The organism is Alloprevotella sp. OH1205_COT-284, assembly GCF_003859795.1.
GTDB lineage: Bacteria > Bacteroidota > Bacteroidia > Bacteroidales > Bacteroidaceae > Alloprevotella.
This window is the reverse complement of sequence record NZ_RQYI01000011.1, coordinates 20,951-36,010: the sequence shown is the minus strand read 5'-3', so window position 1 is coordinate 36,010 and position 15,060 is coordinate 20,951. Positions and strand designations below refer to the sequence as shown.

The window sequence follows — 15,060 nt, the reverse complement described above, 5'->3', positions numbered from 1 at the left end:
AGATGAATGAAGATGAGGGAGCGAAGAGAGGAAGGGATGATCAAAATTTCTCGAAAAGCGATTTCAGTTCGGCGTAGGGCGTGCCGAGTTGTTGTGCTTTTTCGAGATCTTTGCGTGCGGCGTGTTTCAATCCGAGGCGGAGGAGGACGGCGGCACGTTCGACGTAGGCTTCGGCATGTTGGGGAGCGATCTCGATGACCTGATCATAGTCGTCGCGTGCGGCGTCCCATCGTTCGGCGTCTTTCTCGCAGGAGGCACGAGCCATAAGGGCTTCAACGGAGCGCGGACAGCGTTGGAGGAGAAGATTAAGCCGTGCCACGGCCTCTTCTTGTCTTTCGAGTTTCCTCAAAGCCAAGGCCGAGAGCACTTCCGCCGATTCTTCAAAGGGCGACATGTCGACTATCTCGGAAAGGGCTTGCAATTCCTGTGTGTGTTGCGAGAGGTGGGAGTGGGCGGCACTTTTCAAATAGAGCGCACGTTTGCGGTGCGCGGTGTCGGCCGGTGTGATTTGGGAGAGCAGGGCGGTGCAGTCGTCGAGCAGGGCGGAAAATTGGCGAGCTTCGTAGTAGACCGTTGCACGATCGAAGCGCAAGGCGATGTCTTCGGGATGTTCGTCTAAAATCTCCGAAAAACAGCGAATGGCATCTTTGTGTTGTCTTCTCGCCCAAAAAATCTTTCCCAAAATGTGGCGCAAAATGTGGTTGCCGGGGGCATCGGGGCGCAGTTTCAAGGCGCGTTCAACATGTTGCTGGGCAACAGAAAGGGAGTCGAGCAGAAGAAGGTCGAACGCTCGCCCGATACACTCGCCGTATTCCAACGAATCTCGTAGGGCAAGGGCGCGGTCGCGGGCTTGGATGCGTGTTTTGTGGAGAGGGGACACGTCAAGTTTCGAGGCATGCACTTTGCCCGTTTTCAAGTCAATGGCGGTCTGAGAAAAGGCACTCGTCATCGAGATGAGGAGAAAGAGAAGGGTGAGGAGAGGTTTCATAAAAAGAGAGCGAGAAAGTTATTCGTCGGACAACTGTTCGACAGCTTCAAAAACGAGATGAGGCTCAAAACCTCTCGATGCGGCGAAGCGAAGCAGCTTTTGCGACGCGGCATAGGCTTCGCGTTTGTCGTCGGGATTGAAGCGGAGCGTTTGTTGCTTGGAGCGGAGCAGGCGGCGCAAGGTTTCGGCGTATTGCTCTTCGTCGATGGTTTCGGCCAGTGCAGACTCAATGTCTTTTCGGTCGATGCCTTTCAGACGGAGTGCCTGTGCGATTTTCAGCCGTCCCCAGCGGTCGTATTCAAACTTGTCGTGTACAAAGGCGCGTGCAAAGCGGGCTTGATCGATGAAGCCCTCGCTTTCCAAACGTTCCACCACAGCTTCCGCAACCGAGGCCGGCAGCTCCGTGTCGCGGAGTTTCGTCTCGATGTCTTTGCGGCAGGTTTCACGGCGTGCACAGCGTGAGGATGCCCACTGAAAGGCGGTGTTGAAATCGGTGATCTTCATGAGAGAATGGGGAGTGTCGGAGAGCGACGAGAAGTGTCGGCGGTTTCCGCAAGACGGGTTGCGCACACAAGATGAACAAACTATTTTTTCAGCAATGCCCTCACCACAAACCAAGCGTGTTGCAAGAGGGTGGGGAGAAAACCATAGTGTTTGCACATGATGTGGAAACGTTCTCGAAGCGAATCTTTGTGGTGGCGTGTGGTCATGCCTTCCGATAGGTAGTCGGCTATGACGAGGTGGGTGTTGAGGAGCGGTAGGCGATGCCCGTGAGCTGTTCGCAAAATGCGGATGCACCAATCGAAATCGGCCGAAAAACGATAGGAAAGGTCATAAGTGTTCATCCGGGCAAGATCGGTGCGTGCGAAAAATGCCTGATGACACACCAGCATGCCGTGGCGGAAAGACCGCCAGTTGAGGCGTTCGGGCGGCGACAGACGGCGACGGCGCAAAAAGCGGCCTTCGTCATCGACGAGGTGGGTGTCGCCATAAATCACGGCAGGGAGATGGGCTGAATCATAATGCCCTTCGGACAATAATTGTGCGATTTGCGAAAGGGTGGAAGGGCAGTGAAATTTATCGCCGGCATTCAGAAACAAGATGTATTCGCCCGTGGCCAGTCGCAAGGCTTTGTTCATCGCGTCGTAGAGCCCTTGGTCGGGTTCGGAAAGGCAGACAATCTCGTGAGGAGAGGGCAGATGGGAGTTGCGCTCCTGATAGTGGTGTATTTGAGCCAGTGTTTCGTCTTTGGAGCGACCGTCAATGATGAGGTGCTCGATTTTGGCGTAGTCTTGTTCCTCGACACTCAGAATGGTGCGGCGCAAAAAGGCTGCAGCGTTGAAACAAACGGTGGCTATGGTGAATTTGATCATCTGTTTTCGCGATAGAGTTGAAGATGTTGTTGGGCAACGGCATGCGCGCTGTAATGATCCACGGCGTCGACTCTTGCGGCATCGGCCAGTTGCCGGGGATTTCGGTGGTCGAGCACAAAGACGATGCCTTCGGCCAAGGAGGTGGGCGATTCGGGCTGTGCCAAAAAACCATCTTCCCGGTGACGGATCATTTGCGGAATGCCTCCTACGCCGAAAGCCACTACGGGGAGTGCACAGGCTTTGGCTTCGGCAATGATGTTGGGGAGGTTCTCGCGACGCGAGGCCACGACCAAAACGTCGGCGGCATGAAACAAACGGCGCATTTCTTCGGGATCGTCCACATAGCCCCGGCAGGTGTGGGGGAAGGACAAGGAACGCGCAGCGGCTTCTCCTTCCGCCCCTACGATGAAGAGGTGGGCTTCGCGGTTGTCGGTGGAAAAATGGCGGTCGAGAGCCTCAATCAGCAGGTCGAAACCTTTAATGGGGTCGGTCACTTTGGCGGCGGCGAAAAGGATAATCGACGCAGAGGGAGGGATGCCCCATTGCGTGTCGAGCGCACTGCGCAAAGATACCTTCTCTTTTTCGGACGAAGGGGCATAGAAGTCTGTGTCTATGGCGTTGGCAATGGTGTGTACGCCATGTCCGAGCGTGAGAGGGGATTTACGAGCCATAGCGGCCAACCACTCGGAGCAGGCCACAAAGTCGATGTGTCCGGCGGCATAACAGTAGAGCTTTTTGAGATAGGTGCGATTCGACAAATCGGACGCCCCGCTTAAAAAAGGCACTTTTCCGCCGAGCTGTTGGCAGTGTCCGCAGCGGTCTGTCCAACGCAAGCACTCGTAGGCATGGTGGCAGCAGCCGGTGATCGGCCACATGTCGTGGAGTGTCCAAATCACCCGTTTTCCGGAAAGGAGTATGCGACGGATGTCTGAGAGCGACAGCAAACCTTGATTGATCCAATGGAGGTGAATCACATCGGCACGCTGAAATTCCGGCGTTTGCGTGATGTCAAACCCCGTGTTGGCAATCGAAACCTTGAAGAGCTTTCGACGAGAAAAACCGTTGCACAACCAAATGACGATGCGTTCCCACAGAAATCTGAGTGCGGCACGCCACTTCTTGTCCGCCGTGATGACATGAGGCGATTGCGTTGCACGATCGCGAACGAGCATAGTGGCCGAAACGCCCTCGGAGCGAAGGGCGTGTAGCAAACGAGATGCGGCAATGGCCGCACCTCCCTTTTGTTCGGCGGTGTTGATGATGAGAACTTCCACGGACGGAGGCTATATGAGCTACAAATATAAATAGTTTTGTCGAAATGACCAAGTGGGCTTCCGAAAAGGCGGCCGCGAGATAAACACCGGATTTGTCGGACGGAGGTGTTGGAATCGGATTTTATGGCCGGATGTTACAGCCGGATTTTATGTCGTCGGCTACACTTGTTCCTCTTCCGGGTTGCTGTCGGTTTCCTGTTGTCGGCGGGTGGGGGGAGTGATGGCGTATGATTGAGGATGGCGATGCTGTCCGAAACTGAGGTGAAAGCCGGCATCAAGCAGCTGTTGAGCCAAAGCCGGTCGGCCGCGAAAACCGTGTATTGTCCAAATCTGTGTGGGACGAAGGTGTTTTCGGGCGGCGAGAATGAGGTCGAAGGAGCGAACGATGTGTAGGGTCATCGGTCGGGAAAATGTTTCGGAAAGTTTGACTTGGGCTTCAAACACTTGTTGCTGCACCTCGATTCGTGCGCCTCGGCATCGGTCGAAACCGCATTCGCCGATTTGTACGATTTGCGGATGTGAGAGCAAGAGGTTGTGCAGTCGGGAGAGGTAGAGCGGGAGGGAGAAGTCGCTGTCGCTCGTCCACCACGGGTGAATGCCGGCAGCATATAAACCGTCGGGATGAGGCCGAAACTCTTCGGGATGCAGCAAGATTCGCCGTGGCAGACAGACGATGCCTTGGCCGGGAGGCGTTTTCGGATCGTGGGTGTGGAAGTCAAAAAAAGACATTGGGAGGAAAAGAAGGGGTCAAGGCACCGGGTCGTGTCCGTGTCCGCCCCACGGATGACAACGCAGCAGGCGGCGAATGGCGAGATAGAGCCCGCGAAAAGGGCCGTGTTTGCGCAATGCCTCGATTGCATATTGAGAGCAAGTGGGTTGAAAGCGACAAGAGGGCGGCAGAAGAGGAGAGAGGAAGAGCTGATAGAGGCGAATGGGGAAAATGAGCAGTCGCGACAGCCATTGCAGAAGAAAAGACATGGGGAGAATCAGCTGGTGGGAGGGGTGGAGGAGTTGGCGAAACGATCGGCCGTCCGTTGGAGCAAGAGCAACAGACGTTTGTGGATGAAAGTGCTGTTTTCGGGTTTGTCGGAGAGCCAGATGAATGCGATGTGGAGTGCCACGTCGGCAGGGAGGAGGGCGATGAAATCGTTTTTTTGTAAACGGTAGCCCTCACGGATTTGGCGTTTGACACGATTGCGGTCGACGGCATGTCGGAGTTTGCGCTTCGACACGCTCAGCAGTACTTTCACACGTGTTCCACTGCCGTCGTAAGGCATCGGGCGAACGACGATGCGAAGCGGAAAGGCCGAGTGTGAGTATCTTCCGGGAGAGAAAAGGGCTTCGATGTCGCGTTGAAGACACAGATGTTCTGCTTTGGGAAAAGTGTGGCGCATGGGCGGTGAATGGAAAAAAACGTAAAGAGATGACCGGGAGAAAAGGCATTAGCCATCAACCTTCGTTGCCGCAGGTGGCGGTGGCGGGGTTGATGGCTAATGTCTTTCGGAGATGTTGTTATTTTTTGTTGGCTTCGGCGATATAATTGCCCAATCCTTCGGCGATGGAACCGGTGACTTTGAGGTCTACCCGCAATCCTGCATCTTCGATGGCCTTGGCTGTGGCGTCTCCGAAGCAGCCCAAACGGAGGTCGCCCTGTCGGAAGTCGGGGAAATTGTTGATCAAGCTCTGCACGCCGACGGGAGTGAAAAGGAGTATCATGTCGTAATCCTTGTAGTAGTCCGGCTCGAAGGTGGTCTGTACGGTGCGAAACATGACGCACTCGGTGTGTTTGAGCTTTTTGGCATCGAGCAGAGGAGCCGTGTCAAATGCCGCGCCTTCGGAGAGGGGAATCAGATAATTCTCGTTTTTGTGCTTGGCCATGACGGTGAGCAGTTCCGGCCAGCGGCCGCTGCTGCCGAAGAAAACTTTGCGCTTCCGATACTGAACAAACTTTTGAATATAGAGAATGACTTTCTCGGAGATTCCGAAGTATTTCATATCTTCCGGAAGCGTGACACGCAACTCTTTGCACAAATTGAAGAAATGTTCAATGGCGTGGAGAGAGTTGAAGACGATGGCACTATGGTCGAGAATATTGATCTTCTGACTGCGAAATTCGCGAGCTTCCAACCCTTCTACTTTCACAAATGGATTGAAAGTGAATTGTACCTTGAACTTTTGAGCGAGATCTTGGTAAGGGGATTTGTCGGAGGTCGGTTGGGGTTGCGAAACGAGAATTTTCTTGATCATCTTCTATAAAAGGTATTGTACAGAGGGATTAGGCGAGAACAACCAAACTGCGGCTGACTCCTACCAAGAAACCCCACAAAAAAATGAGGGGCACTATTTCAAGAGCGCAAAAATACAAAATTATGTGTAGGTTGCCTAACAACGTGTTGAAAAATATGCGATAACACTGATAGAATAACAGGCTTTTGACAATCGCCATGAGCAAAATGTAAGTTGTTTGCGTTTCGCGAAAAGGCAGATCGAAAAATACGACCAATAAGCTCAATGGTAATAATAAACAACCGGTTGAGAGAATCGATACGAATAAATGGTTGTCCCATTGTTTGCTACGTTCTGACGAAAAGAATACGCTGTTTACTGCACGATAGAGAAAAATTTTGACTGAATAGTAAACGGCAATGATGACCGTGGAGGATAATAGAAGCGTGTAGGGCGACAGTTGGTAGAAGACATCGGGCATTTGCTCTTGCGTGTAGTCGAAATAAATGACGGCTTGCAAGAAGCAGGTTTGCATGATGAGAAAAAATTTGCCTCTCAGAGCACCCACGCGATCGGTGAAAAGATTGGTGTGAGGGCGATGAGCGAAAAAATCGCGCAACATCGTGCGCAAAAAATGCCACGAAGACGCTAACACCCAAACCATTAGAAAAAAACTGAGCATCAGGGCTGCCGTGACATAGTCGTCGGTACGAAACTTATAGGGTGCCGGATCGCCGGCAATTCCTTGCGGACGATAGGGAACGGATTCGTGTGTCCATGTGATGTCGCGTGAATGGGAGTTCCACAAGGTGCGAAATCCTGCGAGGAAAGTGCTGTCGTGCGGTAGCGGAAATTCGGGAGCGTCGGCCGTCGGCAGCTGTGTTTCAAATTTCCGTAAGACGGAAGGTTCTCCTCCGAAATGCGATTGCATGACGGAGTCGGCCGCTTCGTAGACAACAAAATCGACCGACCTTTTTCGCTGCATACCGTCGTCGGGAGCAAGCGTGTCGGCTTGCGTCGGAAGGGCGGTTGGAGATACGATGGTGAGAGAGTCGGTCACGGCGAGAGGTTTTATGCGTTAAAGTGCGGCATATTTACGCACGGCACTGTTCCAAAGAGGTGTTTCTTCGCAAAGGCGGAGGGCCTCGCCGGGCGTGGCGGCCACTTGCCAAATGTCGCGATGTTGCGGCCGCATGAAGCGTTGTCGAACACAGCGGTCAAACAAGTCGAGGAGCGGGTCGTAGAATCCGTCGATGTTGAGCACGACGATCGGTTTGAAGTAAAGCCCGAGCTGTTTCCATGTGATCACTTCGAGCAATTCTTCGAGTGTCCCCACCCCTCCGGGACAAGCGATGCAGGCGTCGCTGCGTGAAGCCATCGTTTCTTTGCGGGTGTGCATGTCGGGCGTGACGATGAGTTCGCTCATTCCCTTGTGTTGCCACTCCTGTTCGATCATAAACTGCGGAATTACCCCGATGCTCGTGCCGCCTGCCGACATGCAGGCATCTATGGCGGCGCCCATCAGTCCGGTGCATCCTGCGCCATTGATCAGCGTATGCCCCCGCCGGGCAAGGAGAGTTCCGAGCTCGGTGGCGGCATCGTGATATATTTCGGGTATCTGCCCCGATGAGGCAGCATAAACGGTGATGTTCATAAACGAGGATCAAAGGCCGAAAGCGGCGCGAATGTCATCGACGCGATCGAGTTTTTCCCATGTGAAGAGTTCCACTTCCATTGCTTTGGGGGCTTGTCCGCGTTGATGAAAAGTTTTCTTTACGATGCGGTTGCGACGGCCGAGGTGTCCGTAGCGAGCGGTTTCTTCGTAGATCGGTTGGCGCAGGTTGAGGGAGCGTTCGATCGCTGCCGGTCGCAAATCGAAGAGTTCTTGTATTTTGTGGGCGATTTCGCCGTCGGACATGGAAACTTTGCTGCGGCCGTACGTATCGACAAATACGCTTACGGGGTCGGCCACGCCGATGGCATAGGCCAGTTGCACGAGCATTTCGTCGGCCACGCCGGCGGCCACCATGTTTTTGGCAATATGGCGTGCGGCATAGGCTGCCGAACGATCGACTTTCGAGGGGTCTTTTCCCGAAAACGCACCGCCTCCGTGAGCCCCTTTGCCGCCATAAGTGTCGACGATGATTTTTCTGCCCGTCAGTCCGGTGTCGCCGTGAGGGCCGCCGATCACAAACTTGCCCGTGGGATTAACGTGATATTTTATCTCGCCTTTTTCAAACAAGGCCTTCACTTGGGGCGTATTGACCCGATCGCGCAACACGCGGGGAATGAGGATGTTGACCACGTCGTGGTGAATACGTGCCAACATCTGCTCGTCGGCCGCCGCTTGCGAACCGGCTTCTGCGGCCGAGATGAAATCGTCGTGCTGTGTGCTTACGACGATGGTGTCGATGCGCGAGGCCTGTCCGTTCTCGTCGTATTCCACGGTTACTTGGCTCTTGGAATCGGGGCGCAGATAGGTCATTTCTTTACCTTCGCGACGAATGTCTGCCAATACGATGAGGATGTCGTGTGCCAATGATAAGGGGAGGGGCATGTAGCGGTCGGTTTCGTTGTTGGCATATCCGAACATCATGCCTTGATCGCCGGCTCCTTGGTTTTCGGGATTTTCGCGTTCCACGCCGCGGTTGATGTCTTCGCTTTGTTCGTGTATGGCGGAGAAAATACCGCAACTGTCGGCATCGAATTTATATTCGGCTTTCGTGTAGCCGATGCGTCGAATGGTGCGACGCACCACATCTTGCAGATCGACATAAGCCTCTGTCTTCACCTCGCCGGCCACTACGACCTGTCCGGTGGTGACGAGGGTTTCGCAAGCAACTTTCGAGTGAGGGTCGAACGCCAACATTTCGTCGAGAATGGCGTCGGAGATTTGGTCGGCCACTTTGTCGGGATGTCCTTCCGAAACGGATTCCGATGTGAAAAGGTATGCCATGATGTTGAGTGAGTTGGGGGTTGATGAAAAAGTGTCGTTTGCACTCGGCGAGAAAAGAAACGGAAGTGCCCGACGAATAAAAAAAATCCTGCTCCTCGCCGAAGCGAAAGCAGAACGGGACAAGTGAATGGGAAAATGCCTCTGTGGAATGTCGCCGTGTCTTTCGACATAATCAAAATTCTCTCGGTTAAAGGCGACTATCGTTTTAGCATTTTTTTCTGAGGTTGCAAGCAGTCAAATCTGTCCTCGTTCGTTTGTGAGTGCAAAAGTACGTGCTTTTGCGGTGTTGTCCAAATATTTTGTGTGTTTTTTATCGGATTTTCGTTGTTTGTAACCTATTTGTCTATACAAGTTCTGCAATGCACCTCGAAAACGGCATCTTCGCGAGGCAACTTCTTCTCCTTGGACGCTTGCTGTGGTGCATCTGTTTTTGATGTCGGTGCTTCTCCGTTGAAACCTGCCTTTGTTTCTTTTAGCGGAGGCTTGTGGAAATAAATACAATTATAAAGTGTGTGTGCGAGAGAGGGGCCGTTTTTCACTCCGATGGGAGCCGGAGGTTATTACCTTGGAGGAAGAATGTTCTACCTCAGAGGTAGTTTTTACCGGCTCAGAGGTAGTTTTTAGGGAATCAGAGGTAGTTGCGACCGTCTATCTTTCCGGCGATGATCATCGGTCAACGGTCATCGTTTTTATTACGAGTATTCCTCTCTCGGAAACTTGTGGGATCATGCCGCAAAAAAAACGTGTCGCCCCCTCATTCTTCTGTCTCGGCTTCGGCAAGTGTGCGAATGTTGCGCGTCAATCCTTCATATTTGGCACGTTTCACGGCCGATCCCTTAAACAATTTTCGATATTCCTCAATGGTGAGTTTTTTCCAATCCTCGAAAGTCATGTTCAGCAGTGCTTGTGAGGGTTGAAAGTCGGTTTCGGCCGTGGGGCGTGCCCATTTGTTCCACGGACAGCAGTCCGAACATCTGTCACATCCGTAGAAGGTGTTGCCCATTTTCCGCCCCGTTCCTTCGGGAAGGTTCTCTCCCCGATATTCTATGGTCAGATAAGACAGACAGCGACGTGCGTCAAGTCCGTTTTCTTCCGACAGGGCTTGTGTCGGGCAGGAGGTCAGGCATCGGCGGCAAGTGCCGCAGCGATTTTTTATGGGGCTGTCGTAGTTGTCGGCCGGAAGAGTGAGCAGGAGTTCGCCGAGAAAGAAATAGCTGCCCGCACCGGGAATGATGAGTTGGGTGTTTTTCCCGATCCAACCCAGTCCCGAACGCCATGCCCAATACCGCTCGTCGATGGGAGCCGTGTCTACAAATGCTCGCGAACCTGCCAGCGACGGCTCTCCGTATTTCTCTGCGAGTATATGGAGCAGGGCATGCAACCGTTGTTTCATCACGTCGTGATAGTCCCTGCCTCGGGCATAGCGCGCTATGGGAATGTGGCGTTCGCCGCCGTGTTCGGTGTCGGGTACGAAGGTGTAGTAGTTTAACGCCACCGAAACGACGGTTTGTGCTCCTTCCACAAGCAAACGGGGATCGCGCCGTTTGTCTTCGTTGCGTTCCAGATAGCTCATTTCGGCATGGCAACCCTCTGCCACCCAGCGTTCGCGCCGTTGCGCTCTTTGTTTGTCGATGGGAGCTGCCGCCGAGAGACCGCAAGCAAAAAAGCCGAGGCGGAGAGCTTCGGCTTTTATGAAATCGGAAGAGAGCGTGGTCGGCATGGGAAAGAGATCAGAAAACCTTGAAAGCATAACCCTCGTTCTTCAACCATTCGAGCGACAACGGCAGGGCATAGCGTATCTTCTCGTAGCTTTTCAGCGAATCGTGAAAGGTGATGATGCTGCCGGGTCGGGCGTAGCGTTTGACGTTGGCCAACACTTCTTCGCCATTGAGGCGTGTGCTGTAATCGCGTGTCACGAGATCCCACATCACCACGCGGTATCGGCGGCGGATGGCGTGATATTGTTTCCATTTCATCCATCCGTGTGGCGGCCGAAAGAGATCGGTGTGCAGATATTCGTTGGCTTTCTCCACATTGCGCAGATAGGAACTGATGCCGTGGAGGTGTCCGGAGAGGTGGTTGTAGGTGTGGTTGCCCAACCGATGACCGGCGGCTTTGACACGTTCGAAGATGTCGGGATGTTTGCGAATGTTGTCGCCCACCATGAAGAAGGTGGCTTTTGCGTCATATTGCGCCAAAACATCCAACACCCATGGGGTGACTTCGGGAATGGGACCGTCGTCGAACGTGAGGTAGACCGCCCGTTCTCGCGGATTCATCCGCCACAGGGCGTGCGGATAAAGCCAACGGAGAAAGAAGGCCGGCTGCTCGATAATCATGGTTAGAGGTCTTCGTCGGTGAAGAGTTGTTTCTGAGGGGCATCGTTGGCCTGCATTTGTCGCTGCATCATGCTGCGAGCAAGGCGTTGGCCGGCCTTGGTGCTCTCGAAACGGTGCAAATACAGGTCGAGCGCATCGGCCTGTTTGGAACCGCAGGTTTTCAAACTGCGATGTGCTGCGGCCAAATAGAGGTAATGCAGTTCGATGTTGCCGATGTAGCTTTCCATGCGGCTGTCGGAAAGGCTGTTGAACCACTCCAAGTATTCTTGTGAAGTCTTGACGATGCTTGCCAAAATGCGTTCCGCCTCTTGGGGGCGTCCCACGGCGTGCCAGTATTCGGGCAGGCGAATGGCCATTTCGCGCGGATCAAATCCTGCCATGTAAGGCTCGTAGGGGATGTTGTAGCCCGGCAATACCTCTTCGCTCTTTTCGAGGGCTTTGAGGGCTTTGTCCTTCTTGCCCTCTTTGAGCAGTGCGCCGATGAGTTGTACAAACTTTTGGCGATGTGTCTGACACATGCGCATAATGGTTTGGTCGATGTAGATGCCGCGTTTGGCCATGTTGCCGTAGCGGAATCTGTTCATCATGTTGTCGTACATCCGCTCCGTATCTATGGCCTTTCCGCCTTGATTGAAGGGCGTGATGCGGTTGGCGAGGCCTTCGAGCGTGAGATAGTTGTCGAGATGTGCATGATTTTCTCCTCCGAGTGTGGCGCTCATGTAGAGGGGGCGCGTCCAATTGTGGTTGGCCAACATTTCGTAGACCATCATTTCGCTCTTGGTCAGATGTCGTTTCCCTTTTAGCGAAATGTGCATCTTTTCGGGGATGCTGTCTTTGCCGTTGGGGAGCATCATTCCGCTTTTGAGAACGGCCTCCTTGTCGATGCTGACCACCACCGAGTCGGTCGGGATGAAACCAAATTCGGGATTGCGCACGAATTTGTCGATGATGTATTTCAATTCGAACGGATCTTCGTTGCTGCCTTCTTGGCGAAGTTGGTCTTTGAGTTGGAAGAGAATGTCGTTGTGCGGACGGATGACGACGCGATCCTTACCCATATTGTCCACATATTCCCAGCGTTTCCAAGTGATGGGCAGTGCGGGGCTGTCCCATGCCGGACGCACCATTTGGTCGATGTACCAGTCGGTGTGGAGATACGACAGGTTGCACACACGGGCGTCGGTGCGTTCGCCCTCCACGTCTTGGCCGTACCAAAGGGGGAAGGTGTCGTTGTCGCCGTTGGTGAAGATCACGGGATTTCCCTTTTTGTCAAGACTGTTGAGGTAGTTGAGACCGAAGTCGCGTGCCGCATATCGGTCGGAACGATCGTGGTCGTCCCAAGTCTGGCTGACCATTTGGAGCGGAACGGCCACGCCGAAAACAACGGCAATCGCCGCAGCGGCAAGATGAGAAACCTTGGCATAGCGTCGGAGCAAATCGGCCACGGCAGCCACGCCCAATCCGATCCAAATGGCAAAGGCATAGAAAGAACCGGCATAGGCATAGTCGCGCTCGCGAGGTTCGCTCGGCGTTTGGTTGATATAAAGCACAATGGCCAATCCCGTCATGAAAAACAAGAAGAACACCACCCAAAATTGCTGAATGCCTTTCTTGCCGCGATAGGCCTGCCAGAAAAGACCGAGCAATCCGAGCAAAAGAGGCAACATGAAGAAGACGTTGTGCCCTTTGTTTTCGCGCAAAACGGTCGGGAGTTTCGACTGATCGCCATAGAGGGCATTGTCGATGAAGGGGATACCCGTGATCCAGTTGCCGTGTTCCAACTCGCCGAAGCTCTGCACGTCGTTTTGGCGACCGGAGAAGTTCCACATGAAATAACGCCAATACATGAAGTTCACCTGATAGGACAGGAAAAAGCGCAGGTTGTCCCACTGTGAGGGCATTTCGCCTTCAAGGTTGTTGTACACCTCTCCGTCGCGTTCAAAAGAGAAAATCACGGGATGCGTTTTCACACCTCCCAACCAGTCCTTGTAGTGTCGTTCATGGCGGTGGGAGTGCATGCGCGGGAAGAGCATTTTCAGTTCGGAGGGATATTTGAGTTGCGCCTCGACCTCGACCACGTCGTAGCGGTCGGGCTCGTCGGGGGTGAGCTTTTCGTGGCGTTGCACGCGGTCTTCTTTCATCACCTCAATCGGTTCGGAGGTGAAGGCTTCTCCGTAAAACAAAGGCTTCGTGCCGTATTGCTCGCGGTTGAGATAGGCGCCGAGCGAGAAGATGTCTTCGGGCGAATTTTGATCCATCGGAGTGTTTTGCGTCGAGCGAATGACGATCACCGCATAGCTCGAATAGCCGATCATGAGCATCAGCATGCAAAGCAGCGAGGTGTTCAGAAAACGCTTGCGCACCACATATTGGTTTTCTTTTTTCCAAAGCAGCAGGGCGGTGAGTGCGGACAGCAAAACAATGCCAAGGCTGATCGGAAGAAGATAGCCCTTGCCGTAGAAGGGAATGCCGAGCATGGCTACGCTGGCCACATACAACCCCACGATGAGGCGGCGATTGTGTCGGGTGGTAGACCAAATGGCGGCACACACCACGCCGATGAGCAGGAGAATGTAGATGACCATGCCCGAATTGAACGGCAGGCCGAGGCCATTGACGAAAAGCAATTCGAACCAACCGCCCACTTTCACGATGCCGGGCACGACGCCGTAGAGCACCGCGGCCACCAACACCAAGCTCACTCCCAATGCAAAGAGGCTGCCTTTAAGATTGGCATCGGGAGTTTTCTTGTAATAATACACCAATCCGATGGCCGGCAAACAGAGCAAATTGAGCAGGTGAACACCAATGGAGAGGCCGGTGAGATAGAAAATCAACACCAACCAGCGGTCGGAGTGTGGAGCATCGGCATTGTCTTCCCATTTCAAAATGAGCCAAAACACCAACGCCGTGAACATGGAAGAATAGGCATAGACCTCAGCCTCTACGGCCGAAAACCAAAAGGTGTCGCTCCATGTGTAGGCCAAAGCTCCCGCCAGACCGCAGCCGAGGATGACGAGGGTTTGCGCCGTGGTCTGCACCACGCCGTCGGTGCAAATGAGTTTGCGTGCCAAATGGGTGATGCTCCAAAAGAGAAACAGAATGCAGAATGCCGACAACAGTGCGCTCATGATGTTGAGCCAATAGCCGGCTTGTTCCGGCGACGAAGCAAATTGCGAAAACAAATTGCCCGTCAGCATAAAGAACGGCGCACCGGGCGGGTGACCCACTTCGAGTTTCACGGCTGTGGTGATAAATTCCGGGCAGTCCCAAAAGGAGGGGGAGGGTTCCACCGTGAGGCAGTAGGTCACGGCGGCTACCAAAAACACCGCCCAACCCGAGAGATTGTTGATCAGTTTAAAGTTTTTCATGAAAGTAAAACCGGTGTATGTTGCGAGGACGTTTGTTCGGATAAGAACACTTCATCGTGCAAAAATACAAGTTTTTTTTGAATGCGGTTGTTTTAAGGAGATTTATCTTCGTCTTTCCACATAATTCGCACATGAGAATTTCGCGCATACGGTCAAAGGATTGCCGAATGTTCCGAATATACACACGAGCCTTTTTTGATATGAACTAATTTCTCAATCTTTGTGGTGAAATTCGAAAACAGACTAAGAACAATGAAGCTTACACACTTTTATAGGACAGTATCCATCGAAATTGTCTGTCGGCACATTACCCTCTATTCTTGAAGGCCAAGACACCACGCATGAGAAAAGTCCTTTCAGACAAAGGTCGAAAGGGGCAGAATGACCGAGAAGAAAAGCAAACAGGAAGTTGGCGAATTTAGGTCTTTGATAGATTTTTCTACTCGTTACTCCGTTTATTCTACTCCTTAGGTAAGTTGCGTTCCGACGCCTTAAAGTCTATCCGGACAAGCCGAAGAGCAGAGGAGATTATT

At 53.1% G+C, this 15,060-nt stretch carries 14 protein-coding genes; all 14 read right to left on the bottom strand.

Translation table 11 applies throughout. The features are described 5' to 3' along the window. Positions 1 to 40 precede the first annotated feature (40 nt). Positions 41 to 988, bottom strand: a complete 948-nt coding sequence (locus EII14_RS04395) for a lipopolysaccharide assembly protein LapB (protein ID WP_124931348.1) — start codon at positions 986 to 988, stop codon at positions 41 to 43. 18 nt (positions 989 to 1,006) lie between these two features. Beyond that, on the bottom strand, positions 1,007 to 1,492 hold the full coding sequence (locus EII14_RS04390) for a regulatory protein RecX (RefSeq protein ID WP_124931347.1): 486 nt from the start codon (positions 1,490 to 1,492) through the stop codon (positions 1,007 to 1,009). 80 nt (positions 1,493 to 1,572) lie between these two features. Next, positions 1,573 to 2,361: a glycosyltransferase family 2 protein gene (locus tag EII14_RS04385; protein WP_124931346.1), complete on the bottom strand. Its 789-nt coding sequence runs from the start codon at positions 2,359 to 2,361 to the stop codon at positions 1,573 to 1,575. After that, positions 2,358 to 3,635 (bottom strand): glycosyltransferase, encoded by a 1,278-nt coding sequence (locus EII14_RS04380; RefSeq protein ID WP_124931345.1) that lies wholly within the window; start codon positions 3,633 to 3,635, stop codon positions 2,358 to 2,360. The genes EII14_RS04385 and EII14_RS04380 overlap by 4 nt, the downstream gene beginning before the upstream one ends. Before the next feature lie 159 nt (positions 3,636 to 3,794). Beyond that, complete coding sequence (locus EII14_RS04375; RefSeq protein WP_124931344.1) at positions 3,795 to 4,364, bottom strand: TatD family hydrolase; 570 nt, start codon at positions 4,362 to 4,364, stop codon at positions 3,795 to 3,797. Positions 4,365 to 4,382: 18 nt separating this feature from the next. Next, the gene (gene yidD / locus EII14_RS04370; protein ID WP_124931343.1) at positions 4,383 to 4,613 is read right to left on the bottom strand and encodes a membrane protein insertion efficiency factor YidD; all 231 of its coding nucleotides are present in this window, start codon (positions 4,611 to 4,613) and stop codon (positions 4,383 to 4,385) included. Positions 4,614 to 4,621: 8 nt separating this feature from the next. Then, a complete protein-coding gene (locus EII14_RS04365; RefSeq protein WP_124931342.1) occupies positions 4,622 to 5,029 on the bottom strand; it encodes a ribonuclease P protein component in 408 nt (135 codons plus the stop codon). Positions 5,030 to 5,147: 118 nt separating this feature from the next. Continuing rightward, entirely contained in the window at positions 5,148 to 5,882 is a 735-nt protein-coding gene (locus EII14_RS04360) for a uroporphyrinogen-III synthase (protein ID WP_124931341.1), read from the bottom strand. Positions 5,883 to 5,910: 28 nt separating this feature from the next. Next, positions 5,911 to 6,921 carry a DUF4271 domain-containing protein gene (locus tag EII14_RS04355; RefSeq protein ID WP_124931340.1) on the bottom strand — a complete coding sequence of 337 codons (1,011 nt, stop codon included), beginning with the start codon at positions 6,919 to 6,921 and terminating at the stop codon, positions 5,911 to 5,913. A gap of 18 nt (positions 6,922 to 6,939) precedes the next feature. Next, on the bottom strand, positions 6,940 to 7,515 hold the full coding sequence (locus tag EII14_RS04350) for a TIGR00730 family Rossman fold protein (RefSeq protein WP_124931339.1): 576 nt from the start codon (positions 7,513 to 7,515) through the stop codon (positions 6,940 to 6,942). Positions 7,516 to 7,524: 9 nt separating this feature from the next. After that, positions 7,525 to 8,817, bottom strand: a complete 1,293-nt coding sequence (locus EII14_RS04345) for a methionine adenosyltransferase (protein ID WP_124931338.1) — start codon at positions 8,815 to 8,817, stop codon at positions 7,525 to 7,527. Positions 8,818 to 9,571: 754 nt separating this feature from the next. Then, the gene (queG, locus tag EII14_RS04340) at positions 9,572 to 10,537 is read right to left on the bottom strand and encodes a tRNA epoxyqueuosine(34) reductase QueG (RefSeq protein WP_124931365.1); all 966 of its coding nucleotides are present in this window, start codon (positions 10,535 to 10,537) and stop codon (positions 9,572 to 9,574) included. 10 nt (positions 10,538 to 10,547) lie between these two features. Beyond that, a complete protein-coding gene (locus EII14_RS04335; protein WP_124931337.1) occupies positions 10,548 to 11,156 on the bottom strand; it encodes a polysaccharide deacetylase family protein in 609 nt (202 codons plus the stop codon). Positions 11,157 to 11,158: 2 nt separating this feature from the next. Further along, the gene (locus tag EII14_RS04330; protein ID WP_124931336.1) at positions 11,159 to 14,527 is read right to left on the bottom strand and encodes a DUF2723 domain-containing protein; all 3,369 of its coding nucleotides are present in this window, start codon (positions 14,525 to 14,527) and stop codon (positions 11,159 to 11,161) included. Positions 14,528 to 15,060 lie beyond the last annotated feature (533 nt).

Coding starts and splice junctions, on each gene's coding strand:
- EII14_RS04395 (WP_124931348.1), bottom strand. CDS start 988: ATGAAACCTCTCCTCACCCTTCTCTTTCTCCTCATCTCGATGACGAGT.
- EII14_RS04390 (WP_124931347.1), bottom strand. CDS start 1,492: ATGAAGATCACCGATTTCAACACCGCCTTTCAGTGGGCATCCTCACGC.
- EII14_RS04385 (WP_124931346.1), bottom strand. CDS start 2,361: ATGATCAAATTCACCATAGCCACCGTTTGTTTCAACGCTGCAGCCTTT.
- EII14_RS04375 (WP_124931344.1), bottom strand. CDS start 4,364: ATGTCTTTTTTTGACTTCCACACCCACGATCCGAAAACGCCTCCCGGC.
- yidD (WP_124931343.1), bottom strand. CDS start 4,613: ATGTCTTTTCTTCTGCAATGGCTGTCGCGACTGCTCATTTTCCCCATT.
- EII14_RS04365 (WP_124931342.1), bottom strand. CDS start 5,029: ATGCGCCACACTTTTCCCAAAGCAGAACATCTGTGTCTTCAACGCGAC.
- EII14_RS04360 (WP_124931341.1), bottom strand. CDS start 5,882: ATGATCAAGAAAATTCTCGTTTCGCAACCCCAACCGACCTCCGACAAA.
- EII14_RS04350 (WP_124931339.1), bottom strand. CDS start 7,515: ATGAACATCACCGTTTATGCTGCCTCATCGGGGCAGATACCCGAAATA.
- EII14_RS04345 (WP_124931338.1), bottom strand. CDS start 8,817: ATGGCATACCTTTTCACATCGGAATCCGTTTCGGAAGGACATCCCGAC.
- queG (WP_124931365.1), bottom strand. CDS start 10,537: ATGCCGACCACGCTCTCTTCCGATTTCATAAAAGCCGAAGCTCTCCGC.
- EII14_RS04335 (WP_124931337.1), bottom strand. CDS start 11,156: ATGATTATCGAGCAGCCGGCCTTCTTTCTCCGTTGGCTTTATCCGCAC.
- EII14_RS04330 (WP_124931336.1), bottom strand. CDS start 14,527: ATGAAAAACTTTAAACTGATCAACAATCTCTCGGGTTGGGCGGTGTTT.